General features: G+C 62.8%; 33 protein-coding genes. 16 read left to right on the forward strand and 17 right to left on the reverse strand.

The features are described 5' to 3' along the window. Positions 1-68: 68 nt before the first annotated feature. Complete coding sequence (phaZ, locus tag MUB52_RS03240) at positions 69-1,349, forward strand: polyhydroxyalkanoate depolymerase (protein ID WP_263842757.1); 1,281 nt, start codon at positions 69-71, stop codon at positions 1,347-1,349. Between the two features lie 10 nt (positions 1,350-1,359). On the opposite strand, the gene MUB52_RS03245 is transcribed toward phaZ, so the two are convergent. From MUB52_RS03245 to MUB52_RS03260, 4 genes are all read right to left on the reverse strand, one after another. Next, on the reverse strand, positions 1,360-2,070 hold the full coding sequence (locus MUB52_RS03245) for an alpha/beta fold hydrolase (RefSeq protein ID WP_263842758.1): 711 nt from the start codon (positions 2,068-2,070) through the stop codon (positions 1,360-1,362). Between the two features lie 134 nt (positions 2,071-2,204). Continuing rightward, positions 2,205-2,840: a hypothetical protein gene (locus MUB52_RS03250; RefSeq protein ID WP_263843142.1), complete on the reverse strand. Its 636-nt coding sequence runs from the start codon at positions 2,838-2,840 to the stop codon at positions 2,205-2,207. 17 nt (positions 2,841-2,857) lie between these two features. Then, positions 2,858-3,292 (reverse strand): VOC family protein, encoded by a 435-nt coding sequence (locus tag MUB52_RS03255; RefSeq protein ID WP_263842759.1) that lies wholly within the window; start codon positions 3,290-3,292, stop codon positions 2,858-2,860. Beyond that, entirely contained in the window at positions 3,292-4,053 is a 762-nt protein-coding gene (locus tag MUB52_RS03260; RefSeq protein ID WP_263842760.1) for an alpha/beta fold hydrolase, read from the reverse strand. The genes MUB52_RS03255 and MUB52_RS03260 overlap by 1 nt, the downstream gene beginning before the upstream one ends. 120 nt (positions 4,054-4,173) lie before the next feature. Here MUB52_RS03260 and MUB52_RS03265 point away from each other — a divergent pair, with 120 nt between their 5' ends. Both MUB52_RS03265 and MUB52_RS03270 read left to right on the forward strand, forming a co-directional pair. Beyond that, a complete protein-coding gene (locus tag MUB52_RS03265; RefSeq protein WP_263842761.1) occupies positions 4,174-4,938 on the forward strand; it encodes an ArsR/SmtB family transcription factor in 765 nt (254 codons plus the stop codon). Positions 4,939-4,941: 3 nt separating this feature from the next. Continuing rightward, positions 4,942-5,358 carry an MAPEG family protein gene (locus MUB52_RS03270; RefSeq protein WP_263842762.1) on the forward strand — a complete coding sequence of 139 codons (417 nt, stop codon included), beginning with the start codon at positions 4,942-4,944 and terminating at the stop codon, positions 5,356-5,358. Between the two features lie 21 nt (positions 5,359-5,379). On the opposite strand, the gene MUB52_RS03275 is transcribed toward MUB52_RS03270, so the two are convergent. Next, positions 5,380-5,625, reverse strand: a complete 246-nt coding sequence (locus MUB52_RS03275; RefSeq protein ID WP_263842763.1) for a hypothetical protein — start codon at positions 5,623-5,625, stop codon at positions 5,380-5,382. A 183-nt stretch (positions 5,626-5,808) separates the two neighbouring features. Between MUB52_RS03275 and thrS the strand changes: the two genes are divergently transcribed. The 5 genes from thrS (at position 5,809) to MUB52_RS03300 (ending at position 10,528) form a co-directional block, all read left to right on the forward strand. Next, positions 5,809-7,767: a threonine--tRNA ligase gene (thrS, locus tag MUB52_RS03280; RefSeq protein WP_263842764.1), complete on the forward strand. Its 1,959-nt coding sequence runs from the start codon at positions 5,809-5,811 to the stop codon at positions 7,765-7,767. Positions 7,768-7,973: 206 nt separating this feature from the next. Further along, positions 7,974-8,276, forward strand: a complete 303-nt coding sequence (locus tag MUB52_RS03285; protein WP_263842765.1) for a BufA1 family periplasmic bufferin-type metallophore — start codon at positions 7,974-7,976, stop codon at positions 8,274-8,276. 96 nt (positions 8,277-8,372) lie between these two features. Beyond that, complete coding sequence (gene bufB, locus MUB52_RS03290) at positions 8,373-9,227, forward strand: MNIO family bufferin maturase (RefSeq protein ID WP_263842766.1); 855 nt, start codon at positions 8,373-8,375, stop codon at positions 9,225-9,227. Continuing rightward, positions 9,224-9,979 (forward strand): HvfC/BufC N-terminal domain-containing protein, encoded by a 756-nt coding sequence (locus tag MUB52_RS03295; protein ID WP_263842767.1) that lies wholly within the window; start codon positions 9,224-9,226, stop codon positions 9,977-9,979. Before bufB ends, MUB52_RS03295 begins: the two co-directional genes overlap by 4 nt. Next, positions 9,980-10,528: a DoxX family protein gene (locus MUB52_RS03300; protein ID WP_263842768.1), complete on the forward strand. Its 549-nt coding sequence runs from the start codon at positions 9,980-9,982 to the stop codon at positions 10,526-10,528. A gap of 6 nt (positions 10,529-10,534) precedes the next feature. On the opposite strand, the gene MUB52_RS03305 is transcribed toward MUB52_RS03300, so the two are convergent. Beyond that, positions 10,535-10,852 carry an arsenate reductase family protein gene (locus MUB52_RS03305; RefSeq protein ID WP_263843143.1) on the reverse strand — a complete coding sequence of 106 codons (318 nt, stop codon included), beginning with the start codon at positions 10,850-10,852 and terminating at the stop codon, positions 10,535-10,537. Between the two features lie 188 nt (positions 10,853-11,040). Here MUB52_RS03305 and MUB52_RS03310 point away from each other — a divergent pair, with 188 nt between their 5' ends. Both MUB52_RS03310 and MUB52_RS03315 read left to right on the forward strand, forming a co-directional pair. Continuing rightward, on the forward strand, positions 11,041-11,247 hold the full coding sequence (locus tag MUB52_RS03310) for a cold-shock protein (protein ID WP_263842769.1): 207 nt from the start codon (positions 11,041-11,043) through the stop codon (positions 11,245-11,247). Positions 11,248-11,363: 116 nt separating this feature from the next. Then, positions 11,364-11,624: a hypothetical protein gene (locus MUB52_RS03315; protein WP_263842770.1), complete on the forward strand. Its 261-nt coding sequence runs from the start codon at positions 11,364-11,366 to the stop codon at positions 11,622-11,624. Between the two features lie 166 nt (positions 11,625-11,790). Here MUB52_RS03315 and MUB52_RS03320 read toward each other — a convergent pair whose 3' ends face one another. The 6 genes from MUB52_RS03320 to thyX form a co-directional block, all read right to left on the reverse strand. Further along, positions 11,791-12,969 (reverse strand): cytochrome P450, encoded by a 1,179-nt coding sequence (locus MUB52_RS03320; protein WP_263842771.1) that lies wholly within the window; start codon positions 12,967-12,969, stop codon positions 11,791-11,793. 181 nt (positions 12,970-13,150) lie between these two features. Next, on the reverse strand, positions 13,151-13,477 hold the full coding sequence (locus tag MUB52_RS03325; protein WP_263842772.1) for a TraR/DksA family transcriptional regulator: 327 nt from the start codon (positions 13,475-13,477) through the stop codon (positions 13,151-13,153). Between the two features lie 73 nt (positions 13,478-13,550). Beyond that, on the reverse strand, positions 13,551-13,832 hold the full coding sequence (locus tag MUB52_RS03330; RefSeq protein WP_263842773.1) for a PilZ domain-containing protein: 282 nt from the start codon (positions 13,830-13,832) through the stop codon (positions 13,551-13,553). A 205-nt stretch (positions 13,833-14,037) separates the two neighbouring features. Beyond that, positions 14,038-14,283, reverse strand: a complete 246-nt coding sequence (locus MUB52_RS03335; protein WP_263842774.1) for a hypothetical protein — start codon at positions 14,281-14,283, stop codon at positions 14,038-14,040. Beyond that, entirely contained in the window at positions 14,283-14,828 is a 546-nt protein-coding gene (locus MUB52_RS03340) for a hypothetical protein (protein ID WP_263842775.1), read from the reverse strand. Before MUB52_RS03340 ends, MUB52_RS03335 begins: the two co-directional genes overlap by 1 nt. A gap of 3 nt (positions 14,829-14,831) precedes the next feature. After that, positions 14,832-15,737 carry an FAD-dependent thymidylate synthase gene (thyX, locus tag MUB52_RS03345; RefSeq protein WP_263842776.1) on the reverse strand — a complete coding sequence of 302 codons (906 nt, stop codon included), beginning with the start codon at positions 15,735-15,737 and terminating at the stop codon, positions 14,832-14,834. A 183-nt stretch (positions 15,738-15,920) separates the two neighbouring features. Between thyX and MUB52_RS03350 the strand changes: the two genes are divergently transcribed. From MUB52_RS03350 to MUB52_RS03360, 3 genes are read left to right on the forward strand one after another with little or no spacing between them, the layout of a single operon-like run. Beyond that, the gene (locus MUB52_RS03350) at positions 15,921-16,349 is read left to right on the forward strand and encodes a VOC family protein (RefSeq protein ID WP_263842777.1); all 429 of its coding nucleotides are present in this window, start codon (positions 15,921-15,923) and stop codon (positions 16,347-16,349) included. Continuing rightward, positions 16,346-17,056: a DUF1194 domain-containing protein gene (locus MUB52_RS03355; protein ID WP_263842778.1), complete on the forward strand. Its 711-nt coding sequence runs from the start codon at positions 16,346-16,348 to the stop codon at positions 17,054-17,056. The genes MUB52_RS03350 and MUB52_RS03355 overlap by 4 nt, the downstream gene beginning before the upstream one ends. Further along, positions 17,053-17,775: a DUF1194 domain-containing protein gene (locus tag MUB52_RS03360; protein WP_263842779.1), complete on the forward strand. Its 723-nt coding sequence runs from the start codon at positions 17,053-17,055 to the stop codon at positions 17,773-17,775. The genes MUB52_RS03355 and MUB52_RS03360 overlap by 4 nt, the downstream gene beginning before the upstream one ends. Here the strand turns inward: MUB52_RS03360 and MUB52_RS03365 are convergent. From MUB52_RS03365 to MUB52_RS03375, 3 genes are all read right to left on the reverse strand, one after another. Further along, positions 17,769-18,281: a MarR family winged helix-turn-helix transcriptional regulator gene (locus MUB52_RS03365; protein ID WP_404818180.1), complete on the reverse strand. Its 513-nt coding sequence runs from the start codon at positions 18,279-18,281 to the stop codon at positions 17,769-17,771. The two genes, MUB52_RS03360 and MUB52_RS03365, sit on opposite strands and share 7 nt — an antisense overlap. 93 nt (positions 18,282-18,374) lie before the next feature. Next, a complete protein-coding gene (locus MUB52_RS03370; RefSeq protein WP_263842781.1) occupies positions 18,375-18,641 on the reverse strand; it encodes a succinate dehydrogenase assembly factor 2 in 267 nt (88 codons plus the stop codon). Then, a complete protein-coding gene (locus MUB52_RS03375; RefSeq protein ID WP_263842782.1) occupies positions 18,625-19,032 on the reverse strand; it encodes a helix-turn-helix domain-containing protein in 408 nt (135 codons plus the stop codon). The genes MUB52_RS03370 and MUB52_RS03375 overlap by 17 nt, the downstream gene beginning before the upstream one ends. 88 nt (positions 19,033-19,120) lie before the next feature. Here MUB52_RS03375 and MUB52_RS03380 point away from each other — a divergent pair, with 88 nt between their 5' ends. From MUB52_RS03380 to MUB52_RS03390, 3 genes are all read left to right on the forward strand, one after another. After that, positions 19,121-20,323, forward strand: coding sequence for a pyridoxal phosphate-dependent aminotransferase (locus MUB52_RS03380; protein WP_263842783.1), 1,203 nt, complete (start codon positions 19,121-19,123; stop codon positions 20,321-20,323). A 14-nt stretch (positions 20,324-20,337) separates the two neighbouring features. Continuing rightward, positions 20,338-20,745 carry a hypothetical protein gene (locus MUB52_RS03385; protein WP_263842784.1) on the forward strand — a complete coding sequence of 136 codons (408 nt, stop codon included), beginning with the start codon at positions 20,338-20,340 and terminating at the stop codon, positions 20,743-20,745. 898 nt (positions 20,746-21,643) lie between these two features. Next, on the forward strand, positions 21,644-22,048 hold the full coding sequence (locus MUB52_RS03390) for a hypothetical protein (protein WP_263842785.1): 405 nt from the start codon (positions 21,644-21,646) through the stop codon (positions 22,046-22,048). 583 nt (positions 22,049-22,631) lie between these two features. Here MUB52_RS03390 and ychF read toward each other — a convergent pair. After that, a complete protein-coding gene (gene ychF, locus MUB52_RS03395; RefSeq protein WP_263842786.1) occupies positions 22,632-23,729 on the reverse strand; it encodes a redox-regulated ATPase YchF in 1,098 nt (365 codons plus the stop codon). 47 nt (positions 23,730-23,776) lie between these two features. Next, positions 23,777-23,980: a hypothetical protein gene (locus tag MUB52_RS03400; RefSeq protein ID WP_159979005.1), complete on the reverse strand. Its 204-nt coding sequence runs from the start codon at positions 23,978-23,980 to the stop codon at positions 23,777-23,779. Between the last annotated feature and the right edge of the window lie 98 nt (positions 23,981-24,078).

The following is a 24,078-nucleotide window of genomic DNA, read 5'->3' on the forward strand; positions in this document are numbered from 1 at the left end:
GTAGGCTTTCAGGGGGCGAAGCGACTGTTCGGTGCCGGTGCGACCGGAGTGTAACAAGGAGACCCCTTATGCGCTATATGGCGACTTACGACTTGATGGAAAGCCTCCGCAATACCAACCAATGGCTCGGTGCAACGGCCCACGCCATGGCAGCTTACCCAGCGTTCGCGTTGATTCCCAACCCAAGTGTCGCCTGGATGCGCGCCTGGGGCGAGGTGACCGAACGGACCTTCCAGCGCATGGTGGTCAAGCCGGACTGGAACATCCCCGCGGTGCCCACAAAGGATGGGCGCGATCATCTCGTTCACACCGAAGTCGTGGTACAGCGTGCGTTTGGCGATCTCGTGCATTTCGAGGTGCCGGGCCGGGACGTGCCCGACCGCAAGGTGCTTCTGGTCGCCCCGATGTCCGGCCACTATGCGACCCTCCTGCGGTCAACGGTGATCAGCCTGCTGCCGGATGCGGATCTCTATATCACGGATTGGCATAATGCGCGCGACATCCCCGTCAGCGCCGGCAAGTTCGATGTCGAAGATTACACCCTCTACCTTGTCGATTTCATGAAGGAGCTGGGCCCCGACACCCATGTGATCGCGGTCTGCCAGCCCGCCCCGCTCGCCCTTGCCGCAACCGCCTATCTGGCCGAGGAAGACCCCGCAGCGCAGCCGCGCAGCCTGACCCTGATCGGTGGCCCCATCGACCCCGATGCTACGCCCACGGACGTGACCGACTTCGGACATCGGATGACGATGGGCCAGCTCGAAGAGCTGATGATCCAGCGCGTCGGCTTCAAATACCCGGGCGTCGGCCGCATGGTCTATCCCGGCCTGCTGCAGCTGTCCTCCTTCATCTCGATGAATGCCGAAACCCATGCCAAGGCCTTCACCGACCAGATCTCGCGCGTGGCGCGCGGCGAGGCGGCCGATCACGACAAGCACAACAAGTTCTACGACGAGTATCTCGCCGTGATGGATATGACCGCGGAATTCTACCTCAGCACCGTCGAGCGCATCTTCAAGAATGGCGAGATTGCGAAGAACATGTTCTCGGTTGCCGGCAAGCCCGTGGACATCGGCAAGATCACAACGGTCGCGGTCAAGACGGTGGAAGGCTCCAAGGATGATATTTCCGCGCCCGGCCAATGCGTCGCCGCGCTGGATCTTTGCACCGGCCTGCCGGACGAGAAGAAGGCCAGCCACCTCGAAGAAGGCGCGGGCCACTACGGTATCTTCGCTGGCAAGAGCTGGCGGCGCAACATCCGACCGCTGGTGCTCGATTTCATCGACGCAAACAGCGGACATCCCCCGAAGAAGACCCGCAAGGCCGCGAACAAGAACGCCGCCGCCTGAACCAAGGCGATCAGCGCAGAACCAGCGGTTGCTGCATCCAGTCCCGCAGCGCCTGCGTGGTCTCGCCCGGCTGCTCGAGCGTGGGCAGGTGGCCCGACTGCTCCAGAACACGCAGCGTCGCATAGGGTATGAGCTCTGACATCGCCTCGTGCCGCTTCACCGGACAGAGTGCATCATGCGCACCGCACAGGACCAGCGCGGGCACCTTGCACTTGCGCAGCGTGCTCTGCTGATCGCGGCGACGTTGCAGCGCGCGCGACTGCCGCACGAAGACCTCCGGCCCCAAGGCGTCCGCCATATCCATCACCAGATCGAGCACCTCCTGCCGATAGGGTCCCGGCGCGAGGTAGTTGGGCTTCATCTCGTCCCGCATCACATCGAGCATGCGCCCGGTCCGCGCTGCCACGATCTGCGGTTCGCGCGCGGCGGCGACCTGCGGGGTCTCGGCCAGCGGGTTCGTGTCCATCAGCGCGATCCGGCTGACGCGATCCGGTGCGCGGCGCAGGATCTCCATGGCGACGATCCCGCCCATGCTGAGGCCTGCGAGGGCAAAGCGTACAGGGAGTTGGTCGAGCAGCCCCGATGCGATCTCCTCGATCCGTTCGCCTTGCGTGATCGGCGCCACCATGACGGCGGTATCGGCGGACAGTTCGGCAATCTGCGGGCCGAAAAGTCGCGCGTCGCACATCAGCCCGGGCAAGAGAACCAGCGGTTCAGCCATGCGCCGCCCGCCCCGAAGATCGACCGTGCCCGCTGCTCATCTGATGCCTTGCTGCCCCCAACACATTATGCGGAGTGTTACCCGCTATGGTCGCAACCACAAGCCCCGCGGGAACATAGGGGTGGGCTTCCGCCTCAGGGCGTTGGCGCAATGGCCTCGGGATAGTCGATCCCGCGGAACGCTGGGAAATCTGCGTAGCGCACCCGGCGCGCCGCAAGAGCCTCGCCCGGTTCGTCACCAGCGCGCAGCAGCATGCCCTTGGGCGCGATGTAGCTCGATATGGTGCGCCGCGGCTCGGGCCGCCAGACCAGGTTGAACGCGGCAAGCTTCGGAAAGAACCAAATCTCCGAATAGGGCAGATGATCATGCAGCCACCAGGCCAGATCGCGCCAGTCCCGCCCGGCCTGATACTGATCTGCGAACCAGGGGATCGCCAGCGAAGTGCCTGCGATTGCAGCGGCTCCGCGGCCACGATCCCAGATATGGCATTCGATCGGATTGTCGTTGGCCGCGCAATTCAGGCGATTGCGGTTGCCGTACCCGTTGAGCTCGGGCGAGCGATAGCCGGAGCGGATGGCGAGGCGCCCGAAGGTCTCTTCCAGCGGATCGAGCAACTGCGTGCAGAGCATCCGACCCGTCTCAATCGCGAGGTCCGGGTCGGGCGGCACATTCCGGACCTGATGCATGTTGCCGATCTCGGAATAAAGGAAGTCGCGCATGTAGAAATGTCTCGACAGGCGGACCCGACCCAGCGTCTCCAGGCTCCACATGGACTTCGGACTGAGCATCAGGCCTCCCCGTAGCCCATCCAGCGAAAGGCGCCATCTTCACGCAGCGGGGAAAACGGGTTGTACGCGATCTCCCAGATGTGGCCTTCGGGATCGGCGAAATAGCCGTGGTATCCTCCCCAGAACACCTCCTGTGCCGGTTTGAGAATGCGCGCGCCCGCGATCTCTGCGCGGCTCAGGACTTCGCCGACCTCGGCCCGATCCCTCAGATTATGGGCAAGCGTGCTCGCGCCGCACCCCAGGGCGTCCACCGGCAGGCCGATGTCTTCGACCAGCTTGTCGAGCGGGTAAAGCCCCAGCGTCTGACCGATCAGGTCATAGGCGATCACGCCGTCCGGCGAGGGCGTGCGCGACCAGCCGAGCGCATCGTAGAAGGCCGACAGCCGCTCTATGTCGCGGGCGCCGAGCGTGATCAGGCTGATGCGCTGCTCCATCAGACCGTCTCCGCCGCTACTGTCAGGACCTCGGTGAGAGCCGCTTCGATCAAGGCAAGACAGCGGTCATCGGAAAAGCGATGGTCGGCATCCTTCACCAGCGTCAGGCGCATGTCGTCGCATGTGGCGTGATCCAGAAGCCGCAGCGCCGTTTCGGTCGTGACCGCAGTATCGGCGGTGCCCTGCAAGCAGCGCACGGGGCACGGCAGAACCAAGGGGCTGCGCAGGACGAGATTGGCCCGCCCATCCTCGATCATGCGGCGCGTGATCACGTAGGGCTCCATGTAATCGGACGGCAGTTCGACGCGCCCCTCGGTTGTGACTTGCGCGCGTTGCGCCTCGGAGAAGCCCGCCCAATAGCTGTCTTCGGTGAAGTCTGGAGCGGCCGCGATCGTGACGAGGCCAGCCAGCCTCTCGGGCATTCGCCGTGCCAGCAGCAGGGCCTGCCAGCCCCCCATGGAAGAGCCCACCGGGACAATCGGGCCCTCGGTCAGCCCCGCAACGATGGCGGCGGTGTCCTCCGCCCAGTCACCGATCGCGCCTTCTTCGAAACTTCCCGAGGACTCGCCGTGTCCCGAGTAGTCGAACCGCAGGAAGGCGCGGCCTTCCTGCTGGGCCCAGGCCTCCAGATGCAGCGCCTTCGTTCCCTTCATGTCCGACTTCAGCCCGCCGAGAAACACGACCCAGGGCCCGGCACCATCGGTCTGGTGATAGGCGAGCCGTCGGCCATCCGGGCCGTCGAAGAAAGTGGGAGAGGTCATGCACACGGTCCTTTTGTCCGCGATCATGTGGCGCAGCGACCGCACCCGCAATCCCCTCACAAGAGATTTTTTACGTTACCATGTTGTCACGTGACTATATAGTAACGTATAAGATCTCCCATGGATTCGATCTTCAAAGCCTTGGCCGACCCCACCCGCCGCAAGCTGCTTGACAGTTTGCGCGCCAAACCCGGGCAGAGCCTGCTGGACCTGCAAGGCCAGCTTGAGATGTCGCGATTTGGCGTGATGAAACATCTGGGCGTTCTTGAAGAAGCGAACCTGATCGTCACCAAGAAAGTGGGACGGTTCAAACATCATTACCTGAACGCCCTGCCCTTGCAGGATGCGATTGACCGCTGGATCGACCCCTACCGGGTCAAACCGGCGGCACGAGCAGCTCTCGACCTCAAATCCAAACTGGAAGGAACCACGCCGATGCGCGATGCCAAGCCCGACTTCATGATGCAAACCTTCATTCGCTGTACCCATGACGCCCTATGGGACGCGCTGACCGACCCCGAGCAGATGAGCGCCTATCACTTTCTCGCCGCGCGCGTCGTCAAGCAGGGTGACACTTACGTCTACGAGCACGCCGATGGCAGCAGAATGCTGACCTGCAAGACGCTGGAGATCACGCCGAAGTCCCGCATCGCTGCCACCTTCGAACCTGGATGGGACGAAACGCTGCAACCCTCGCGGCAGGTCTTTCTGCTGGTCCCGGAGGGTGATCACATGAAGCTCGTCATCGAACACTACGATCTGACCCACCCCGTCGTTCCGGGCGAGGGCATTCATGACGGCTGGGCCCGCTTTGCCTCGGGTCTGAAGAGCTGGCTGGAAACCGGCGAGACCGTCAAGTTCAACGATCATGCGATGGCGGGTTAAGCGATGGAGATTTCAGCGCTTCCCGCGGAGTTGAGCGTCGTCATCTGGCTGGCGCTCTTCGCAGCCTCGCTCTGGATCCCCTACATCGTCGGGGTGAACATGCACCCGCAACAAGGCGTGGACGACTTTGCGCGCCCGCCGCCTCTTGTGGGGTTCCCGGAGTGGGTGCACCGTGCGCATCGCGCACATCTCAATCTTCTGGAACAGCTGGTCCCGTTCGCGGTCTTGGTCCTCGTCGTGGACCGGCTCGATGGCTTTTCTGCACTCACGCAGTGGACCGCGATCATCTTTCTATGCCTGCGGGTCGCCCATGCCATCGGGATGATCTCGGGCCTCGCGCGCTTCCCGCTAAGGCCGATCCTGTTCACGGGCGGGTGGCTCTGCTGCCTTGTGATGGGTTACGCGGCCTATACGGCGTGACAAATCGAAGGTCCGGTGCGGCTACCCGCTCACGTAGGGGGTCGCGCCGGGCCGATAGAATATCTTCTGATTGTGAAGTCGGCCAAGCAGCTCTTCGGTCTCACGCTGGTCCGCCTCGATCACCGCAATCGACTGCATGTCCGCCGGGTTGTCATCGGCCAACGCACGCCGCATCTTGCACAGCTCCCGGCCCCGCGCGCGCAGCGCTTCTTCAATCAGATCGACGTCTTGGATGCTCAACTCGAACGTCTTGTTATAGCGTGGCATGGCGTCCCCTTTTTGGCGCTGAGTTTCCGATTGGAAACATGTCGGATTTAACACATCAACGGTCGCAGTCAACGTATTCATAGGTATACCGCTTGACTCTGCCCGGCGCAGGCGCGATCAGCACGCCACATAACCCGCAACCGGGCGTCTCGTAGGCGCCAAACCGACGAGGAGTGCCAGCCGATGGCTCCGAAAGACACCGCGATCTCTCTCACTTTTCCCGATGGCAACGCACGCAGCTTCGAGGCTGGCGTGACCGCTGGCGATGTGGCGGCCAGCATCTCCACCTCGCTGCGCAAGAAGGCCATCTCCGCCACGGTGAATGGCGCGCATTACGATCTGGCCTGGCCCATCGAGGAAGATGCCACCATCGCGATTCACACCATGGCGGATGAAGAGCAGGCCAACGAGCTGGTGCGCCATGACCTTGCCCATATCATGGCCCGCGCGGTGCAGGAGATCTGGCCCGACACCAAGGTCACCATCGGTCCGGTGATCGAGAACGGCTGGTATTACGACTTCGACCGGGCGGACCCCTTCACCCCCGAAGACCTCGGCCTCATCGAGAAGAAGATGAAGGAGATCATCAACAAGCGTGACCCGGTGCGCACCGAGGTCTGGGACCGCGCGCGCGCGATCAAGCATTATGAAGACAACGGTGAACCTTACAAAGTCGAACTGATCGAGGCGATCCCGGGTGACGAACCGCTGCGCATGTACTGGCATGGCGACTGGCAGGACCTCTGCCGTGGTCCGCACCTGCAGCACACCGGACAGGTGCCCGGCGATGCCTTCAAACTGATGTCCATCGCGGGCGCCTATTGGCGCGGCGACAGCGATCGCGCGATGCTACAGCGCATTTACGGCGTCGCCTTCACCGGCAAGGAGAAGCTGCGCGCCCATCTCAACATGCTGGAAGAGGCCGCCAAGCGCGACCACCGCAAGCTGGGCCGCGAGATGGACCTCTACCACATGCAGGAGGAGGCGCCGGGCCAGGTCTTCTGGCACCCCAACGGCTGGACCATCTACACCACTCTGCAGGACTACATGCGCCGCAAGCAGCGCGCAGGCGGCTATCGCGAGATCAACACCCCGCAGGTCGTGAACCGCAAGCTCTGGGAAGCCTCGGGTCACTGGGAGAAATACCAGGAGCACATGTTCATCGTTGAGGTGGAGGAGGAGCACGCGGCTGAGAAAGCCGTGAACGCGCTGAAACCGATGAACTGCCCCTGCCACGTGCAGGTGTTCAATCAGGGCCTCAAGTCCTATCGCGACCTGCCGCTGCGCCTGGCCGAGTTCGGCGCCTGCACCCGATATGAGCCCTCCGGCGCGCTGCACGGCATCATGCGCGTGCGCGGCTTCACCCAGGACGACGCGCATATCTTCTGCACCGAAGCGCAGATCGAGGCGGAGTGCGCGAAGTTCATCAACTTCCTTGCAGATATCTACACCGATCTGGGCTTCGAGAAATTCGAGATCAAATTCGCCACCCGGCCCGAAAAACGCGTGGGCAGTGACGAGAGCTGGGATCACGTGGAAGGGGCGCTGGAAGCCGCCATCAAGGCAACCGGGCGTGACTTCACGCTGGAGCCGGGCGACGGCGCCTTCTATGGCCCCAAGCTCGACTTCTACCTGACCGACGCCATTGGCCGGGTCTGGCAGTGCGGCACCTTCCAGGTGGACCCGAACCTGCCCGAACGGCTGGGGGCCACCTATATCGGCGAGGACGGCGCCAAGCACCGGCCCTACATGCTGCACCGCGCCTGTCTGGGATCCTTCGAGCGGTTCATCGGGATCCTGATCGAGAACTCCGCCGGCAAGCTGCCCTTCTGGCTGGCCCCGCGTCAGGTGGTTGTAGCTTCGATCATCTCGGATGCAGATGAATATGTGCAGGACGTCGTGGACACGCTGAAGGCGGCCGGCGTGCGCGCCGAAGCCGACGTGCGCAACGAGAAGATCAACTACAAGGTCCGCGAACACTCGGTGGGCAAGGTACCTGTGATCCTCGCCGTCGGCGCACGCGAAGTGGACGAGCGCACCGTGACGGTCCGCCGGCTTGGCGAAAAACAGACCACCGTCGAGGCGCTTGGGGCTGTAGCAGAGGCTCTGGGACGTGACGCGACGCCCCCGGATCTGCTGTAACAATTGCCCGCCTCACGCCGTAAAACCGTCGGTGTGAGGCGTGATTCCTGTAACATTCCGTAATCTTCGCCAAGATTTCCGCGCAGAGAGCCAACATCTGCTGACGGCTGCGTGAGGCACAGGCTCGTGAGTGGAATGTCGGTTTCCCAGCCTTTAGCTTTTGCCCTATCATTGGCCACCATGGTCCTCAAATAGGGAATGAAATCATGTCGAATACGATGAAAACAGTCGCAATCGTTGGAGCTGTTGCTGCGGCGATGACCGCTCAGGTGACCACAGCTCAGGCGGCCGCCAAGGAGAAATGCTATGGCATTTCGTTGGCCGGTGCCAATGACTGTGCTGCGGGCCCGGGTACAACCTGCGCCGGCACATCTACGGTTGACTATCAAGGCAACGCTTGGACCCTTGTGGACGCAGGCACGTGCACAGAGATCGAACTGCCGGCAATGGCCGACGGCACACCGCGCCAAGGCTCGCTGGAAGAACTGGACCGCGACCTGCCTGCATAAGGCCGGATCTGAAAGACTTGCGTTCGGCGACAACTGGTCGCCGGACCTCTCTCATCTGAAGATACCCGAGACCCCAACGTCCGTCAGAGGGCCAAAATGCTGGACAATTCTCCCCGTTTCGACCACCTGCCCGCAGCCCCCGGCGTCGGCTACAAGCCGCAGCATTTCGACGAATTGCGCGCAGAGCCGGGCCCTGTTGCATGGCTCGAGATTCATGCCGAGAACTACATGGGTGACGGCGGACGGCCGATCGCACAGCTGCGCGCGCTCTCCGAACAATTCGCAGTGTCGGTGCATGGTGTCGGTCTCAGCATCGGCGGTGAGGGCCCGCTTGATCCCGCGCATCTGGCCCGTCTGAAACACTTGGTGGGCTGGTTGCAGCCCGCGAGCTTCTCGGAGCATCTGGCCTGGTCGACCCACGGAGCCGAATTCCTCAACGACCTGCTGCCGCTGCCCTACACCGACGAAACGCTTGCGCGCGTGGCCGATCACATCGATCAGGTCCAGTCCACCCTCGGCTGTCAGATGCTTCTGGAAAACCCGTCGAGCTACCTCGCCTTTGCCGAAAGCACGTGGTCCGAGACCGACTTTCTGAGCGAGCTGGTCCGCCGCACCGGGTGCGGCCTGCTGCTCGACGTCAACAACGTCTTTGTATCGGCCACCAACCTCGGTCTCTCGGCCCGCGACTACATCGATGCCTTCCCGCTGCATGCGGTTGGGGAAATCCACGTCGGCGGTCATGACGAAGAGACCGACGAGCATGGCACACCCTTGCTCATCGACAGCCACGGCGCGCCGGTCGTCGATCCGGTCTGGTCGCTGCTTGAGATCACGCTGGCAAAGTCCGGCCCCCGCCCGATTCTGGTCGAGTGGGATACGGATGTCCCGGACTGGCCGACCTTGCGGAGCGAGGCAGACCGCGCAGCGAAGGCGCTGTCGCCGGTCCGATGATCGTCACTCAAACAAGATTTCGCGGCGCCTTGCTGGATCCGACTCAGGCGGTGCCGGAGGGCTTGCTGGATGGTGCGGATCAGCCCGCGGGCCGCCGCTTCGCTGTCTACCGGAACAATGTGGTCGTCTCGCTGACCGAGGCGCTGCAAGTGGCCTTTCCGCTGGTCTACAAACTCCTGGGCGCGCAGACATTTGCCAGGCTGGCTGGCATTTACGTCCGCGCGCACCCGCCGAGCTCGCCGCTGATGATGCACTATGGCGCGGCGCTGCCCGGCTTTCTGGAGACCTTCGAACCGCTGGCACATCTGGGCTACCTGGCCGATTGTGCGCGGCTCGATCTGGCCCTGCGGGCCGCCTATCACGCCGCCGACGCCCCGGCGCTGGCGCCCGAACGGCTGCAATGCGCACCTGAGGCGCTCGTCGGCATGAGCCTTGCTCTGCACCCTGCAACGCGGATCGTCCGGTCGCGCTGGCCGCTCTACGATATCTGGCGGCTGAACAACGAGGCTGACGCACCGAAGCCGCGCGCGGTGGCGCAGGACGTGCTCATCACCCGGCCGGAGTTCGACCCAAGCCCGCATCTGCTGCCCGAGGGTGGCGCTCTCTGGCTTGAAAGCCTCGCTTCGGGTCAAACATTTGGCGCGGCGCATGACACCGCTCTGGCCGCGGTTCCCGACTTCGATCTGGCGCAGGCTCTGACCCTTGCGCTGCAAACCAGCGCCCTGACGGACGACAAGACAAAGGACGATTAAATGATCTCTCTCTATGCTTCGGCGACCAACCGTCTCTCGCAGGCGGATTGGCTGCTTGCCACGCTCGCGCGTTTTGTCTTTGCCGCCACGCTGCTGATGTATTTCTGGGTCTCGGGGCTGACCAAGCTGGGCGACGGGATCGGCGGCCTGTTCAGCCCGTCCGTGGGTGCCTACGCCCAGATCTTTCCCAAGGCGATGGAGGCTGTCACCTATGACGTGACGCAGCTGTCGATGTTTCATTGGGCGGTCGTCGTCGCGGGCACCTGGGCCGAGTTCATCCTGCCGGCGCTGATCGTCCTGGGCCTTCTGACGCGCCTCTCTGCGCTGGGGATGATCGGCTTTGTCATCGTCCAGTCCCTGACGGATCTGATCGGTCATGGCGGGTTGGAGCACAAGGAGACTTTTGGCGCCTGGTTCGACCGCTTTCCCGACAGCGCGATCCTCGATCAGCGTGCCTTCTGGATCTTCATCCTGCTGGTGCTGGTCATCAAGGGCGCAGGGCCGCTTTCGCTCGACGCCGCGTTGCGCCGGCGCGCCTCTGCCGAGTGAGCCGCGTCAGGACACGCCGAGCGCCCTTTGTGTGTCCGCGCCCCACCCCAGATACATATCGGTGCCTGACACAATCAGCGGCCGCTTCATCAGGCTTGGATGGGCCTTGAGCAGGTCGCGCGGGTCGGCCGCGCGCTGATCTTCGTCAAGTCCGCGCCATGTTGTCGACCGCGTGTTCACCAAAGCCCGGCCAAACTGTTCGAGTGCGGCGGTCAGCACGTCATCCGGCACGCCATCGGCCCGAACGTCCGCGAAACTGGCCTCGGGCAAGGCCTTCAGCGCCTTTCTGCATGTGTCGCATGTCTTCAGTCCATATAGTCGCATCATTTACTCACAATTCCGAAAATTTGGGGCTGAAATCAGCAGCTTTCTTCCCGTTTAGCTTGATTTTTACAGAGGAAGGGCAATCTCTTAAAGGGCAGAACATACGATTGACATCGTATGAATTGCATGCAGACGCCGCCCCAGTGCTTTTGGGGCGGTCCAGTAAGACAAAAGGAGGCACGGAAGGAATGCCAAATGGCACCGTGAAGTGGTTCAACACCACAAAAGGCTACGGCTTTATCGCTCCGGAAGGGGGCGGCTCGGATGTGTTCGTTCACATCTCGGCGGTTGAAAGATCGGGTCTGACCGGTCTGGCCGACGATCAGAAAGTGAGCTTCGAACTGGCAGAGGGCCGCGACGGCCGGCAAATGGCCAGCGACCTGAAACTGCTATAATCGCAACACCAACAGGCCGTGCGATCAAACGGGCGACCAACGCGTCGGCCGTGCAGAGGGTACGTTTACGTCTTATTCGCTGAACCGACATAGCATCATCGTGTCGGTAAACGGCCGTGGCAGATTTCTTATCCATATTGGCGCTCTACGACGCATGGGACGCAGCCGCCCGCGTGGAGGCCTCGAGCCGCGAAGAGGCCATGCAGTGCATGGCCTACTATGATCGTGTTAAGGTGCATTTCATGAGCTCGGAAGACCAGCGCCCTGCATCGTCGCGCGAAGCCTTCCTGGCCTTCAAGGCCTGGGAGCGGGATCACCCTGGTGTTGTCGCTCGGCTCCGCGGCTCATCGACCAACTACGCCGATTTGGGCGGGTAAGGGTGGGGCCGATGCACTCCAACCCCAATGGCTGAGAACGTCCACGGGATGCGGATGATCTCTCCAAAGAGAGAGCGAGATCGCCAAGCCGTAAGTCCACAGTCGGAATGCGCATATCGCAGCAAAGGGCCTGACCAGGACGTGGCCCCCCACGCCCGGATCTCCACTAGATCTCTGCGTGAAGCGCTGCATAGCCGCGAAACCGAATCCGGCCACCTGCCCTGCGCGCGGTGATCCGGTAATGCGGATAGCTTTCGAGAAAGCGCGCAAGGGCAATCCGGCCTTCCATACGGGCCAGCGTCAGCCCGACGCAAACATGCGGCCCCGCCGCGAAGGCAAGATGCCGGTTCGGATGCCGGGTGATATCGAAGACCTCGGGCCGCTCAAAGACCTCCGGATCGCGATTGGCCGCCCCGATGCAGAGATGCAAGTTGGTGCCCTTGGGAATGCGGTGGTCACCGACGGTCACATCTGCCGCTGTCTCGCGATTGCCGAACTGGTTGGGCGCGCGGAAGCGCAGCACCTCTTCAATCGCCTTCTCCATGAGATCCGGATCCTGAAGCAGACGCTGACGCTGATCCGGATGATCAGACAACAAGCACAGCGCATTGCCGATCAGGTTCGTCGTCGTCTCATGGCCGGCGTTCAGAATGAAGATGCAATTCTGGATCAGCTCGATGTCTGACAGCTGTCCATCCTCGTCGCCCTGGATCAGACGCGTCAGAACGTCGGTTTCGGGATCGCCCGGGTCGGCCCGCCGACGCGCGATCAGATCCTGCAAATACGCCTTGAACGCGAGGACGGCCTGATGCCCGCGGGCCAGTTGCGTCTCGGTCAGCGTCGGCTCCAGCGCGCCGAGGATGGCCAGCGACCACGCCCGCAGCGGCCCGCGCTCCTCCATCGGCACATCGAGCAGGTTGCCGATCACCTGGATCGGGATCGAAGCGGCGAAATCCGCGATCAGGTCGGGCGCTGACGGCATGGCCTCCAACAATGCGTAAATCGTGGCGACAAGCCCCGGCTCCATGCGCCGCAGCGCTTTCGGCGTCAGCGCGGAGGTCATGATACGCCGCACCCGCGTGTGCAGCGGCGGGTCGTTGAAAACGAGGCTGGTGGTGTGGTGCTCGAAGAGCGGCGACCCCTCACCGAACTTCGGTGCGAACGCCGCTTTCTTATCCGATTTGAAAAGGCTCACATCCCGATAGATCGCGCTGAGATCGGCGTGGCGCGACAGCAGGACCGACCCGTCCGGCTGAGGGCAGACCGGGGCTTCGCGCAGGAGCGCATCGTAATAGGGAAACGGGCTCTCAACGAAATCGGCAGGGGGCGCTGCGAGATTGAACATGCGCGCAGTCTGCGCCCATCAAGCGGCTTGTCAATGGACCGGCACGGGGGGCCCCGATCCCCGGAAGAACAGATCGCAGATGCGCGCCGCAGCACAGGTTCAAGGACGAAGCTTATCTGATGACGGGGCGTTCAGCAGCCCTTGGGCAGGCGGAGGTGTCCCTGAGCAAGCATCGCATAGGTCATCCGCCACGCGTGCAGTCAAGGCACCGCGGCGTCGCCGGGTCGGAGACAAGACGCGCGGGGGCGATCTCCTCACCGCAGTCGGTGCAATAGCCGTACTCTCCATCCTCGAGCCGTTGCAGGGCGGCGCGGATGCGCTGGCGCTCGGCCTGTCGCCGCCGGGCCTGCGCCTGCGCCATGGCCTGGTTCTGCAGCGCATCCATGCGTGAGAGTCGCCCCACCGCCTGCTGATCGAGCGTCACGGTCTTCTGCCCATCGAGGCCGGCCGCGTCCTCGGCATCGAGGGCGTCGAGGCGGGCGGAGAGGGCAGCGCGCGGGTCGGTCATTGCAAGAGCCTATATCGGCCGCGCAGGCGGGCAAAGGGGGTCCGCGGGCGGCGCGGGCCGGCGGGGGATAGGCTCAGCGGCGGACGAGCCGGCGCAAGGTGTTCAGCAACTGCACCCCGATGCGCGCCTGGAACGTGAGGCCCGTGGCCCCGCCCTCCATCCAGGCGATCCGCGCGGGCAGACGGTGATGCATCACCTGCAGCGTGACCGCGGCCCCCGCCGGCAGGGGTGGCACGCCCTCAACCCCGGCACCCTCCTCATGCACGTTCACGACCGTGATCCGGTGTGCGACGCCGCCCACCAGAAGGCTGGCCGAATAGCGTGTCGGCGCGCGCGTCTTGCGCCAGTGTTGCATGTGTCAGGGTCCAGATCGCTTGAAAAACAAGCGGGTGCTACCAAAAGAGGCTTAACAATGCCCTAAGGGCGCCGCGATGTGCGGCGGGTGCCGCGGGCGTGCCGAAGGCATAGATGAAAGTCGTAGGCCGGGCGTCCGCCCGGCCTGCATTCCTAGATCGAGGCGCTGTGAAACACATAAATTAGTGAACTCATAGAAGCGACTATCACTCACTGTCCGGTTGACCCAGGCGGTTGGTCGGCTTTGAAAAATCGTCGTCTTCGTCATCATCGCCGATTATTCTAGTCGATCTTCGCCTTCTATCATCGCCAGGAAAATCATACCCTCGACGAACTCGTTCATGTTGAACGGACTCTTCAAGCTCCTTAATTCTTTCGATTTCTCTAATTATTTCGATTTCTCTAATATTTTCAGCTATTTGGCTTTTTCTCTTCTCTTTGTCTTCGCTCACTACGATCCTCCGAAAATAAAAAAGGTTAAGCCCCAAAATGGTAGCTGTAGAAATGTGAACACAATTGCCGTGAACATATCACGTTGCGCACGCCCGAGCAAAACCTCATTCCTATCGAAACGACTTTCCTTGCTCATTGACAAGGTTCTCAGTAATTCCGGATCGGAGAAAGAAGGTCCTTTTTTTTCCAGCTTCTCGATGAGAGCTTTGGGTGAGTCTTCAAATCTCCAGCCCTTGCTTGGACTCAAAATTCTCAATGCAAAAACAATTGAGGTTGAAAAAGAAAAGATCGCCATTGCAACCGAAAACGGTAATCCCAACATGAAGCTGGAGGCATCAAAAATACTGCCGCCATGCGATTCAGCGGCTTCAAATACGAGGCGTGAAAAGAGGGTTCCGGTAAGGCCACTAACCGCAGCAACGACTGAAGCTTGAGACCGTAGGGCGCGCAAGTCGGCACGCTGCTGACTTAGGCTTTCGCAAGCACTTTCGTAGGCTATCTCATGGAGAAGTTTTCGCGATGCTGAATAGTCGAACTTACCCATAATCTACCCAATCACTCCCTGAAACTCCCGCCATTCGCCCTTGCTCATACCGGAGGTCTCCTGCGTGACCTCCTCTCCGGCGAGCATCTTGCGGATGCACTCCAGCGCGCGGCCTGAGAGGGTGGCTCCGCCCAGGCGGTAGTCCTCGAAGGCGCCGTAGGCGGCCGGGACCCAGTCCTTGACCATCGCGCAGATGGCCTCGGCGTAGACGCGGATTTCATATTGCGCATGGGCGTCGGCGCGCAGGCGCAGGAAGTGGAAGAGGTTGTGCAGGTCCACCTTCCAGTACCATTGGGTGTAGACGTTGGCGGGCAGGTTCATGCGGGCAAGCTCGCGCGCGAGGCCCTGTTGACCCTCCTGGCTGATCATCTCCTCGTAGTGGTCATAGCAGCGCATGGCGTCCTGTTGCAGGTAGCGCAGGACGCGTTCGGCCTCCTCCCCGGTGAGCGCTTCCCCCCGGCCCTGGTTGTTGACGACCGACTGCGCGGCCAGATCATCGGGCGCGGGGATGTAGAATTCACGGTCGAGGATCGAGTAGCGGGCGGAGTATTCGTTGACGTTGGCGGTGCGGTGGCGGATCCACTGGCGCGCCACGAAGACCGGCAGTTTCACGTGCAGCTTGATCTCGCACATCTCGAAGGGTGTGGAGTGCCAGTGGCGCATGAGGTAGCGGATGAGCCCCTCGTCATTCTGCACGGATTTGGTGCCACGCCCATAGGAGACGCGGGCGGCCTGGCAGATCGCGGCGTCGTCGCCCATGTAGTCGATCACGCGGACAAAGCCGTGGTCGAGCACGGGCTGCGCGGTGTAGAGGTGCTTTTCCATGCCGGGGGCGGTGGCGCGCAGGGTGGGCGTGGTTTGCTGGCGTTGTTCGTCGATTTCGGCTTGGTGCTCGGGGGTGAGCGGCATGGGGGCATCCTTTCGAGGGCGTGAGTCGGCTACGACTATATCTGGGCGCGGGGCGTCGCGGAACAGCTATATGCTGTATTTTGGCGACGGATTTCGCCTCGCGATGCTCAGCGCGATGTGACTGGTATCGCCGGGCGGGCGTGCTAGTGTTGCGTCAAATCAATGGAGTGATGGAGGGGCGGCATGAGCCTGAAGTATCTGCACACAATGGTCCGGGTGAAGGATCTGGAGAAATCGATCGCGTTTTACGAGCTGTTGGGGCTGAAGGAGACGCGGCGGATGGACAGCGAGGGCGGGCGCTTCACGCTGGTCTTCATGGCGCCGCCGGGGCAGGAAGAGTGCCCGGTGGAGCTGACCTATAACTGGGATGGCGACGAGGGGCTGCCGAGCGACAGCCGGCATTTCGGGCATCTGGCCTACCGCGTGGGCAATATCTACGAGGTGTGCCAGCATCTGATGGACAATGGGGTGACGATCAACCGGCCGCCGCGCGACGGGCATATGGCCTTTGTCCGCTCGCCCGACAACATCTCGATCGAGCTCTTGCAGGAGGGCGATCACCTTCCGCCCGCCGAGCCGTGGGCGAGCATGGAAAACACAGGGCACTGGTGATCCGCGCCGCCCTCTGCGCGGGTGCTGTGCTGGCGGCGCCGGCCGCGGCGGAGTGCCGGCTGGCGCTGGTGCTGGCGCTCGATGTGTCCAGTTCAGTCGATGCGGCAGAGGACGCCTTGCAGCGCGGCGGTCTGGTCGCCGCTCTCACTGCCCCTGAGGTGGAGGCGGCGTTCTTTGCCAGTGACGACCCGGTGGCGCTTGCGGTCTACGAGTGGTCGGGACGCTACAACCAGGAACTGCTGCTTGACTGGACGCTGATCGACAGCCGCGCGCGGCTGCATCACGTGGCGGAGACGCTGGCCCGCAGCATCCGAAGCCACAACGATTTTCCCACGGCCATGGGCTACGCGCTGGGGTACGGGTCGCGGTTGCTGGAACGGGCGCCGTCCTGTCTCCATCGGACGCTGGATATGGCCGGCGACGGGCAGAACAACGAGGGGTTCAGCCCGGCACTGGCCTATGCCGAGTTCCCCTTCGACGGCGTGACGGTGAACGGTCTGGTGGTCAACGGGGCGGATTACGAGGCCGAGACAGGGCTGATCGCGTTCTATCAGAGCCAGGTTCTGCATGGACCCGGGGCATTTCTGGAGATTGCACAAGGGTTCGAGGACTACGAGCGGGCAATGCGGCGCAAGCTGGAACGCGAGTTGTCGCCACCCGTGATCGGTGCCCTGCCCCCCGGAGTCGTAACGGAACCGAAGGGATGACACGTTTGGCCGCGCTCCTTTTATCGAGCGTTCTTGCTGCGATGACGGGCGCTGTTCATGCCGGTGACTGCCGGCAGGCCCTGGCGTTGGGGCTCGACGTGTCAGGCTCGGTCGATCTGCGCGAATACCGGCTGCAAATCGACGGGCTGATTACTGCGCTCAACGATCCGGAGGTCGTGCGTATCCTGATGTCGGCGCCACAAGCTCCGGTGGCGCTCCTGGTGTTCGAGTGGAGCGGTCCTGCGGATCAGGCCATTCTGGTGCCTTGGACGAAAGTGACCGACCGCGAGGCGCTGGCGGGCATCAGCGCAATGCTGGCTGATGCGGAGCGGCGGGATGCAACCCCCGGCACGGCCCTGGGAGTCGCCATGAAGACAGGCGCGGACTTTCTCGACCAGCAACAGGGTTGCTGGAAGCGCACGCTGGATATCTCTGGAGACGGACGGTCGAACCTGGGGCCAGAGCCGCGAAACGTGCGTGACGCCATTGGCGCGCGGGGCATTACCATCAACGCGCTGGTAATCGGGGCGGATGCGCCGGCAAGCGGCGATCTGCGTCAGACCGAGATCACCGAGCTGTCCTCCTACTTTCGGACACATGTGATCACAGGTCGGGATGCCTTCGTGCAGACGGCCTTGGGCTTCGAGGATTATGCCGCTGCGATGACCGCGAAGCTGAAGCGCGAACTTGACGGCCTCGCAATCAGCGGGCTTCAGTAGATGTAGCGGATCTGATCCGACCAGTAGCGCTCCATCCGCTTGAGCGACCGCGTGATATCATCGATACCGTCTGGCCCCAGAACACCTTTGGCTTCCAGACCATCGGCATGGCGCGAGAACAGGTCGGACACGACATGGCGGATCTTCTGCCCCTTGTCGGTCAGGCGCACGCGCACCGAGCGGCGGTCGATCTCGCAGCGCTGGTGGTGCATGTACCCCGCGTCAACGAGCTTCTTCAGGTTGTAGCTGACGTTGCTGCCCTGGTAGTAGCCGCGGCTTTTCAACTCGCCCGCGGTGACTTCATTGTCGCCGATATTGAAGAGCAGCAGCGCCTGAACCGCGTTGATCTCCAGCACGCCCACACGCTCGAATTCATCCTTGATGACGTCCAGCAGCAGGCGGTGCAACCGCTCGACCAGTGACAGGGCTTCGAGATAGCTGACCATGAACCCTTGCGTCCGGTTCATGCCAGATGTCTCCGATGGAATTTGATCTTGAATGCTCATCTCCGCGCTCCGACTCGTTCCAATTTGGTCGGAATTTGCGCGAGAAACGCCAATAATTCGTTAAAAGGGAGCAAATGCGCCGTACGGTGGGTGTCAGGCCCCGACGCGCGGCAGCCCACCGATAATCTGCGCCATCAGCGCCGCGTATCGCGGCGGCGGCGCCACCTGCCCGCTGACCCATTGATAGAGGTCGTGATCGTTCTCGCTGAGCATCTCGTCATAGAGGCCAAGCTCCGCCTCATCCATGCCGGCCAGATTGGCCTCGGCGAAGGGGTGCAGGATCACGTCCATTTCCTTGATCCCACGCCGCATCGAGCGCATTTTCAGCCGTTTGATGCGATGTTCACGCGGCTCGCTCATGCTGCTCTTCTTTCAGGGCCGCCCGCAGCTTCTTCTCCAGCCGGGCCATCTGCTCGGCCCGCGCGATCATGTCGATGCGCAGATCGCGCATCTCATTGAGGATATCCTGCGCGGATGCGGGCAAGCTCGCCTCTTCCATGGGCGCATCCAGCCCCTCGCCTTGCCCATTGATCAGCCACATCATCGAAACATTGAGCAGACCCGCCATCATCGACAAGCGATTGGCGCGCGGCTCACTCAGGTCGTTTTCCCAGGCGCGTAAGGTAGAGACCCGCACGCCCAACCGCCGGGCCAGCTGCGCCTGCGTCATCTCGGAGGTCTCGCGCGCCGCTGCCAGGCGATCGCCGAAGGTTGCGGTTTCGGGGCCGTACCAATCTGTCGTATCGTGCATGCTGTGATCTCCTGTGCGATGATCGCGCTTGAACGGGGGCAGCACGCCCCCTACTACTCGGCTCATGTCATATCAACCCGAGGCCGAAATGGAATTCCTGTCTACGACACTTGCCCGCGTCAAACCGTCTCCCACCATCGCGGTGACCACGAAGGCCGCGGAGTTGAAGGCGGCGGGACGCGACGTGATCGGGCTGGGCGCGGGCGAGCCGGATTTCGACACGCCTCAGAACATCAAGGACGCCGCCGTGGCCGCCATCGCCGATGGTAAGACCAAATACACCGCCGTGGACGGAATTCCAGAGCTGAAGCGCGCGATCTGCGATAAACTGAAGCGTGACAACGATCTGAGCTATGAGCCATCTCAGGTCAGTGTGGGCACTGGTGGTAAACAAATCCTTTACAACGCCCTGATGGCAACGCTGAACGAGGGCGACGAGGTGGTGATCCCCGCGCCTTACTGGGTGAGCTACCCGGATATGGTGCTGCTGGCGGGCGGTACGCCGGTGATCGCAGAGGCCTCGTTGCAGACCGGCTTCAAGCTAACGGCGGACCAGCTGGAGGCGGCGATCACCGACAAGACCAAGTGGCTCATTTTCAACTCACCCTCGAATCCCACAGGCGCGGGCTATACCTGGGACGAGCTGAAGCAGCTGACCGATGTGCTGATGCGGCACCCCCATGTCTGGGTGATGACCGATGATATGTATGAGCATCTGGTCTACGGCGACTTCAAGTTCTGCACGCCAGCACAGGTGGAGCCGGGGCTCTACGACCGCACGCTGACCGTAAACGGGGTCAGCAAGGCCTATGCCATGACCGGCTGGCGCATCGGCTATGCGGCGGGGCCCGAAGAGTTGATCAAGGCGATGCGCAAGGTGCAGTCGCAATCGACCTCCAACCCCTGCTCGATCAGCCAGTGGGCGGCGGTGGAAGCACTCAACGGCACGCAGGACTTCATCGCGCCCCATAACGAGATGTTCGTACGCCGCCGCGATCTGGTGGTGGAGATGCTGAACGCCGCAGAGGGCGTCCGCTGCCCGGTGCCGGATGGCGCCTTCTACGTCTACCCCTCGATTGCGGGCTGCATCGGCAAGACCTCCGCGGGTGGCACCATGATCGTGGACGACGAAGCCTTCGCCACAGCGCTGCTGGAAGAGACCGGGGTGGCCGTGGTCTTCGGCGCCGCCTTCGGACTTTCGCCGAACTTCCGGGTCAGCTACGCTACGTCGGATGCGGCTCTGAAAGAGGCCTGCACCCGCATCCAGGGCTTCTGCGCCGGCCTGACATAGACGAGGGACACCCGATGACCGCCGCCTTGCCGGAGTACTACTTTCGCGTCCGCGAGAACGGCGCGGCGGTCTTTCGCGTCGATACCGAAAACCGCCAGCGCCGGATCGAGATGGATCAGATCGCAGTGCTGAACGTCCGCAACGGTGAGATCAAGCCGCAGGGCGACCGTGTGCTGTCGGAGGAAGACATGCGCGTGATCCGCGAGTGGATGGACCAGCGCCGCGCAGTGCTGTCCCGCCGCGACATGGACGACATTCACCGCGCCGTGGATCACATGAACCTGACGACGCAATGGGCCCAGTCGAAGGCGACACCCGAGCAGTTGGACGAGATCACCGACACGCTGCTGCTTGCGATGCATGACCTGCGGTCGGTTCTGGTGCGGAAGAAAGCCGACAGGCTGAGCAAAGGCGGCACCTGAGTCGCCCCGAAAGGGCAAGACCGCTCCCGATTTTCCAACCGCGCCGAGGCATCTCTCAAATTCGAACAAGCTTTGTCAGGGTGGTTTTTGGCGCGACGTGCATCGCGGGCAATTTGCGCATGAACGTGTCAGAACCCCGTTGCACAAGGGTTTCGATGAATGAAGGCCTCTGCGGGCCATCATGGGCGCTGCCGCCCGCGAAGTGTCAGACGAGCCTGACGGCGCTGTAGCTGGTTTCCTGCGAAAGCCTTGTTAAGGTCTCCGCGCAATAATGTCGCAGCAGTGACAACAGTGGTCAGGGTTTCCCCATCCTCAATCTCTCGCACGTCGCAGCATTTCCTGCCTTGACCTTGGCCGCCGCCCCTCCGGCCATGCATCACGGCGCAAGCGACGCCAGTCTCAGTTTAGAAAGGTGGCGGCCCTTGAAGGCCTGGCCTCTGGGCTTGGTATCGGGATGCGCCAAGGCCCGATGGCCGCTTCCGAAGAGGCGGCCCGTGCGGGTGGGCTCCATGGGCGCGCCGTTACCCTGACCAGCATGGGCGACGGCTACGTGCCAGATTGTCGATCACCCGGAACCGCGGCGTCATCGACAGCCGTATTTGCTTGGCCCAGGCGGGTCCGGTCGGTACGCCGACACCCAAGGCCACGCATCCGATTGCCACTGGCGCCAGCATGCCGATGATGGCGCCCTTCACCGGCGCGGGAGTCCTGCGGGACGCCGCACAGCAGACCCTGATTGACGTAGGCGCGACCTACGATGCCGAAACGCAGGCCTGTGAGCGCGTGCCGGAGTTGCGCAAAAGCGCTCGTGTCAAGACACCCGCGGATCGCGCCAAGGGGGTGCTCTGCGACAGTCTAATCGCAGAGGCGCTCCAGCAGCTCCAAGCGCGCACGTCGCTTGTCATCGCCGACGTCGGCGTGGGCAGCAAAGGCCTGGGCGCCGTCCGAAAGCCGACCCTCGCCCCCAAGCGTCGCACAGGTCGAACGCGCGCTGCTGACGTCGATGGATGCGCGGCTGGAACAGTTCAGCAGCGTCGAGAGCCTCGCCGGGGCCGTCGGCACCGCGCTGCGCGCCATCCGCGGCGATCTGGTCGACACCACCAAAGACCAGCTCACTCAGTTGGCCCCGTTGATCGAGGAGTCCCAAAGCCCGGTCCGGCTGGCGGAGTTCGCCGAGACGGTCAGCGGCGCATTCGGCCCGACCATCGACCGTGGCACCCTGACGTTGCAGTCGGACCGCATCCTCTCTCTGCGCCCAGAGATCGACACGGTGCTCCCGACGATCTCTGCTTTGAGCTCGTGATCAACAGCGATGATGCAAAGACGGCGTCTGCGGCCTGATGGACGAAGAGGCCGCACGGATCCGCCAGCAGGTCACTCTCGACACGGCGGTAACGTCGGCCTTCGCGGCGTCCATGGAGACCGCCCTCGCCCGCGACCCGCGGGAACTTGCCCGTGTCAGCGATGCGCTGGCGGTCAGCAGCGCGAAGCTGCGGGATACCACGGCCGACGCACCGGAGGAGACTTCGCAGAACCTGGATACTATTCCCGCCAAAACGGACCCCGAAAGCGGGATCGGCGCAACCGGGGCGACGAGCTTTGCAGCGGCCGTGGCGGCCGAGGCCTCAGCCGAAAGTGTTGCGCAGACCGTCCACCAGATCAGCCGCGACGTCAGCGGGTTCGCCGCCGCACGCGGGATGCGATTGCTGAACGTGCGGTGGCCTTGTCAGCAGAAGTGGCTGATGCCAAGCAGCCCATGCGGACAATTGGCGCCGTCACAGCGCAAGGACCGCGACGCTGTGCAGTCAGCGCTTGGACATGCAGCCGGGCCGGGCCTGGTGTTTGACGCCGGGTCCCGGCCAACCCGGGGGCAGCCGCGTCAGCGATCAGGTGTTGAACAGGAAATGCAATACGTCGCCATCCTTGACGACGTAGGATTTGCCCTCAGCGCGCATCTTGCCGGCCTCCTTCGCGGCCTGCTCTCCGCCCAAGCTGACGAAATCGTCATAGGCGATGGTCTCGGCGCGGATGAATCCCTTCTCGAAATCGCCGTGGATCACGCCAGCGGCCTTGGGCGCCGAGGTGCCGGTGCGGATCGTCCAGGCCCGCGCTTCCTTGGGACCCACGGTAAAATAGGTTTCCAGATGCAGCAGGTCATAGCCCGCCCGGATCAGCCGGTCGAGCCCCGCCTCGGCGAGCCCCATCTCTTCGAGGAACATCGCCGCCTCCTCCGGTTCCAGCTGGCTGATCTCTTCCTCGATCTGGGCGGAGATGATGACATGGGCATTGCCCTCAGCCGCCGCCATCTCGGCCACCTTGGCGGAGTGTTCATTGCCCTCCGCCGCCTCGGCCTCACCCACATTGCAGACGTAGAGTACGGGCTTGGTGGTCAGAAGCTGCAGCATGGTCCAGGCCTTCGCATCTTCGTCATCGACCTCGACGACGCGAGCGGGTTTCCCCTGCTCAAGTGCAGCGAGTGCCGCCTTCATCAGACGCTCCTGCTGCACCGCCTCCTTGTCGCCGCCGCGCACCTTGCGGACGATGGTCTGCAGCCGCTTCTCGATGCTTTCGATATCGGCCAGCATCAGCTCCGTCTCGATGGTCTCGGCGTCGGCCACCGGATCGACACGGCCTTCCACGTGGGTCACATCGCCATCATCGAAACAGCGCAGGACATGGGCGATGGCGTCGACTTCGCGGATGTTGGCGAGGAACTGGTTGCCGAGGCCCTCGCCCTTGGACGCACCCTTCACCAGCCCCGCGATGTCCACGAAGGTCATGCGGGTGGGAATGATCTGCTTGGACTTCGCGATGTCGGCGAGCGTGTCCAGCCGCGCATCGGGCACGGCGACCTCGCCCACATTGGGTTCGATGGTGCAAAAGGGAAAGTTCGCCGCCTGCGCCGCCGCGGTGCGGGTCAGCGCATTGAAAAGCGTGGATTTACCCACATTCGGCAGGCCCACGATGCCCATCTTGAAACCCATGTCAGCGTCCTTTCCTGAATTGGCGCTGTCCTAGGGCCTCTCTGGGGTCAAGACAAGTCCCCGCGCTGCCGCCTGTCCTCGCGCGCATGGAAGATCAGCGCCCAGGCGAGCAGGATGAACATCGGATGTGTGAGCCCGCCGGAGAAGATCAGCGCCGGGATCCAGATCAGAAAGACGAGGATCGCGATGATGGGGCGGCCCGTCAGCAGGATCGACAGGGGCGGCAGGAGGATGGCGAGAAGATAGTTCATGGGCTGGATATAGGGTGGCACGCCCCGCGGTTGAGAGGGAAGCAAAAAATTCTTTCCCCCTTGTTGGCGCGGCTTTTGGTGCATTGATTTCCGCCCCT

Source organism: Roseobacter sinensis, from assembly GCF_025755255.1.
GTDB lineage: Bacteria > Pseudomonadota > Alphaproteobacteria > Rhodobacterales > Rhodobacteraceae > Roseobacter > Roseobacter sinensis.

Coding starts and splice junctions, on each gene's coding strand:
- phaZ (WP_263842757.1), top strand. CDS start 69: ATGCGCTATATGGCGACTTACGACTTGATGGAAAGCCTCCGCAATACC.
- MUB52_RS03270 (WP_263842762.1), top strand. CDS start 4,942: ATGGAGATTTCAGCGCTTCCCGCGGAGTTGAGCGTCGTCATCTGGCTG.
- MUB52_RS03325 (WP_263842772.1), bottom strand. CDS start 13,477: ATGACCGACCCGCGCGCTGCCCTCTCCGCCCGCCTCGACGCCCTCGAT.
- MUB52_RS03250 (WP_263843142.1), bottom strand. CDS start 2,840: ATGTGGAGCCTGGAGACGCTGGGTCGGGTCCGCCTGTCGAGACATTTC.
- MUB52_RS03255 (WP_263842759.1), bottom strand. CDS start 3,292: ATGGAGCAGCGCATCAGCCTGATCACGCTCGGCGCCCGCGACATAGAG.
- MUB52_RS03275 (WP_263842763.1), bottom strand. CDS start 5,625: ATGCCACGCTATAACAAGACGTTCGAGTTGAGCATCCAAGACGTCGAT.
- MUB52_RS03300 (WP_263842768.1), top strand. CDS start 9,980: ATGATCTCTCTCTATGCTTCGGCGACCAACCGTCTCTCGCAGGCGGAT.
- MUB52_RS03340 (WP_263842775.1), bottom strand. CDS start 14,828: ATGGGTAAGTTCGACTATTCAGCATCGCGAAAACTTCTCCATGAGATA.
- bufB (WP_263842766.1), top strand. CDS start 8,373: ATGCTGGACAATTCTCCCCGTTTCGACCACCTGCCCGCAGCCCCCGGC.
- MUB52_RS03245 (WP_263842758.1), bottom strand. CDS start 2,070: ATGGCTGAACCGCTGGTTCTCTTGCCCGGGCTGATGTGCGACGCGCGA.
- MUB52_RS03285 (WP_263842765.1), top strand. CDS start 7,974: ATGTCGAATACGATGAAAACAGTCGCAATCGTTGGAGCTGTTGCTGCG.
- MUB52_RS03375 (WP_263842782.1), bottom strand. CDS start 19,032: ATGCACGATACGACAGATTGGTACGGCCCCGAAACCGCAACCTTCGGC.
- MUB52_RS03305 (WP_263843143.1), bottom strand. CDS start 10,852: ATGCGACTATATGGACTGAAGACATGCGACACATGCAGAAAGGCGCTG.
- ychF (WP_263842786.1), bottom strand. CDS start 23,729: ATGGGTTTCAAGATGGGCATCGTGGGCCTGCCGAATGTGGGTAAATCC.
- MUB52_RS03330 (WP_263842773.1), bottom strand. CDS start 13,832: ATGCAACACTGGCGCAAGACGCGCGCGCCGACACGCTATTCGGCCAGC.
- MUB52_RS03265 (WP_263842761.1), top strand. CDS start 4,174: ATGGATTCGATCTTCAAAGCCTTGGCCGACCCCACCCGCCGCAAGCTG.
- MUB52_RS03380 (WP_263842783.1), top strand. CDS start 19,121: ATGGAATTCCTGTCTACGACACTTGCCCGCGTCAAACCGTCTCCCACC.
- MUB52_RS03385 (WP_263842784.1), top strand. CDS start 20,338: ATGACCGCCGCCTTGCCGGAGTACTACTTTCGCGTCCGCGAGAACGGC.
- MUB52_RS03360 (WP_263842779.1), top strand. CDS start 17,053: ATGACACGTTTGGCCGCGCTCCTTTTATCGAGCGTTCTTGCTGCGATG.
- MUB52_RS03260 (WP_263842760.1), bottom strand. CDS start 4,053: ATGACCTCTCCCACTTTCTTCGACGGCCCGGATGGCCGACGGCTCGCC.
- thrS (WP_263842764.1), top strand. CDS start 5,809: ATGGCTCCGAAAGACACCGCGATCTCTCTCACTTTTCCCGATGGCAAC.
- MUB52_RS03320 (WP_263842771.1), bottom strand. CDS start 12,969: ATGTTCAATCTCGCAGCGCCCCCTGCCGATTTCGTTGAGAGCCCGTTT.
- MUB52_RS03350 (WP_263842777.1), top strand. CDS start 15,921: ATGAGCCTGAAGTATCTGCACACAATGGTCCGGGTGAAGGATCTGGAG.
- MUB52_RS03365 (WP_404818180.1), bottom strand. CDS start 18,281: ATGAGCATTCAAGATCAAATTCCATCGGAGACATCTGGCATGAACCGG.
- MUB52_RS03310 (WP_263842769.1), top strand. CDS start 11,041: ATGCCAAATGGCACCGTGAAGTGGTTCAACACCACAAAAGGCTACGGC.
- MUB52_RS03370 (WP_263842781.1), bottom strand. CDS start 18,641: ATGAGCGAGCCGCGTGAACATCGCATCAAACGGCTGAAAATGCGCTCG.
- MUB52_RS03295 (WP_263842767.1), top strand. CDS start 9,224: ATGATCGTCACTCAAACAAGATTTCGCGGCGCCTTGCTGGATCCGACT.
- thyX (WP_263842776.1), bottom strand. CDS start 15,737: ATGCCGCTCACCCCCGAGCACCAAGCCGAAATCGACGAACAACGCCAG.
- MUB52_RS03400 (WP_159979005.1), bottom strand. CDS start 23,980: ATGAACTATCTTCTCGCCATCCTCCTGCCGCCCCTGTCGATCCTGCTG.